Origin of the sequence: Endozoicomonas sp. SESOKO2, assembly GCF_024606245.1 — a bacterium.
Taxonomy (GTDB): domain Bacteria; phylum Pseudomonadota; class Gammaproteobacteria; order Pseudomonadales; family Endozoicomonadaceae; genus Endozoicomonas_A.
On record NZ_JAHHPQ010000329.1, the window covers coordinates 1 to 2,181 of the forward strand.

Here is a 2,181-nt window from a genome sequence, read left to right on the forward strand (position 1 = left end):
ACATCCTCATGGTTGAGCATGCCCTTGCCACTGTTCATGGACGAGAAGGAGCGGAGCAGCTCCATATTGAACTCGCCATCCTTGTCCCGCCATTCCGGCCAGCCCAGTACCTCTTTCACTTCCTCATGTTTGAGCTTGCCTTTGGTATGATTCATGGACGAGAAGGAGCGGAACATCTCAATACTGAACTTGCCATCCTTGTCTTTCCATTCCGGCCAGCCCAGCACGGCTTTCACTTCCTCATGCTTGGGCACGCCTTTTGTGTTGTACATGGACGAGAAAGAGCGGAACAACTCTACATTGAACCTTCCATCCCTGTCTCTCCATTCCGGCCAGCCCAGCACGGTTTTCACTTCCTTATGTCTGGGCACACCTTTGCCATTATTCATGGACGAAAGGGAAGTCAATACATCCAGAGCCGCTAAATATTTCAGTTCATTCTGGCTACGTTCTGCAAAATCACGGATATGTTTTTTTTCATTTTTTAGCATGCTGGTCAGCATGCCGGTATTTTTTATAGTTTCTGGAAGGTGTCCAAAAAAAACAACAGCATTATCGAAGAAGCCATTAAAAGACTTTCTCGTCACGAAACCGAGCAGCTTATAAAAAGTGTATTTGACTGTGATGTTTTTTTTCTTAAATACCTCCATCAGGGCTTGTGCTTTTTCCAGCTCTTCTTTATTTAATTCGTAATGGATATTTGCTTTTACTTTTTCCAATGGGTCATCGGGGATCAGAGTGTCTGCCAGTTTCTTCTTTTTGGCCGGTGCCTCTGAAAAAGCTACTTTTGAATGATTTCTCTTTCTACCCGAGCCCTTCTTTTTTTTCTGTGAAGGTTCTGATAAACCCGGTTCTGTTTCTTTATGGTTTTGTCTTGCTCTTTTTTTACCCACAGTGCCCGACAGGCATCGGTTGCACAAAAACGCTGAAGCTGCTGCCTCATTGTGTATACGACTTAATTCCTGTGTATTGAGTGTCTTGTTACACCGGGAACAATTGACAGCTGAACTTTCGCCACCCTGCCCAGCTGAGGGTTTCAGTGGGTCATCATCTTTACGACCACTGCCATCTGTAGAACCTGATGCCTGTTCGCGGGCTGTGGTTCTGTTCGTCTGGCCGGATTGGCCAGTCTGGTCTGTTGTCACGGTGGTTGATACTTTGAGGATTCTCGAGGGTTGACTCTTTTTCTTGGTACCCACCTGCCGGACAGAATATTTGCCAGCAGTGATCTCACGGTAAGCAATGAGTTTCTGACTGTGCTCGGTTGGCCAAGTCTGAACCAGCCCCGGATGCATCGTGTCAGGGGCTGATCTTTCCAGATCCAGAATGTCCGCTTCAATCACCATAATCCGATCTGACAAAATCCGGGCCAGCGTGGTCCGGTCAGTTATAATTGCCCATAGTCGTTTGATTCGTAACATTCGAAGCAGTTGCCTTTTTTGTTGAAGGCATTTTTGAACAGGGCTGAGAACGAGGGTAAGGTCAGACTGGGGCTCTGGGTCAGGATTCCAGCGGTTTCCGTCGGGTGGCTTATCGCCATCATCTCCCCCGGCAGTAACCGTGGCGATCACGGTAGCGGAAGTGTTCTCAGGAACTTCAGGGGACATGTCAATGTGGCGTGTTTGCTTCATTGGCCAACTCGCCAGGGGACGCAATTGGAGAGGCTCAAGAGGGCTGTTATTCGGTAGCAGCTGAAGCAAACTAAGGGCGAATTGCATAAACCCTGGCGGAAGAGGGTTGGGCTGCTCAGGTTCGGCCAACTTGTTGGCATACAAGAAATGCGTTGGCTGCGGGCCTGAGCCGACCAATCCCACTGCAGGCATTGGCTCCCCAAGCATAATTGTCACCAACAAAAGCAGTGATCGAGCCATTGAGCAGGCGGTTTTGCTTTCTTGTGGGCATCCCATAGACTCAGGCGCATTGATAGATGTTTGCCACATGCACGAGACTGTATAGCACCTTAATGGCTAGCGTGCCGTGAAACACTCATCAAGCAGTTCTAATTCCTGAAAACTCTGATAAATATCAGGATCAACCTCCGATAATAAGGAGTCACGCATTTTTAACCGCTGTATTTCGCTGCATGCCCATTGCCTCCATCCTTCCAGTATGTTGTTATCGATATCGATTTTGGCTTTTTTAAGGACGGCCACTGCATGCGCAAGCTCCATTTCATCCCAA

Annotated in this window: 2 protein-coding genes; both read right to left on the reverse strand. The window is 48.1% G+C overall.

The window, feature by feature from the left end; translation table 11 throughout:
- Positions 1 to 1,631 (reverse strand): hypothetical protein (locus tag KDK17_RS07570; protein ID WP_257253718.1); only part of this gene is annotated, 1,631 nt, incomplete at its 3' end.
- Positions 1,632 to 1,967: 336 nt separating this feature from the next.
- Positions 1,968 to 2,181, reverse strand: a 214-nt coding sequence (locus KDK17_RS07575; protein WP_257287751.1) for a hypothetical protein, incomplete at its 5' end; no start/stop codon positions are given.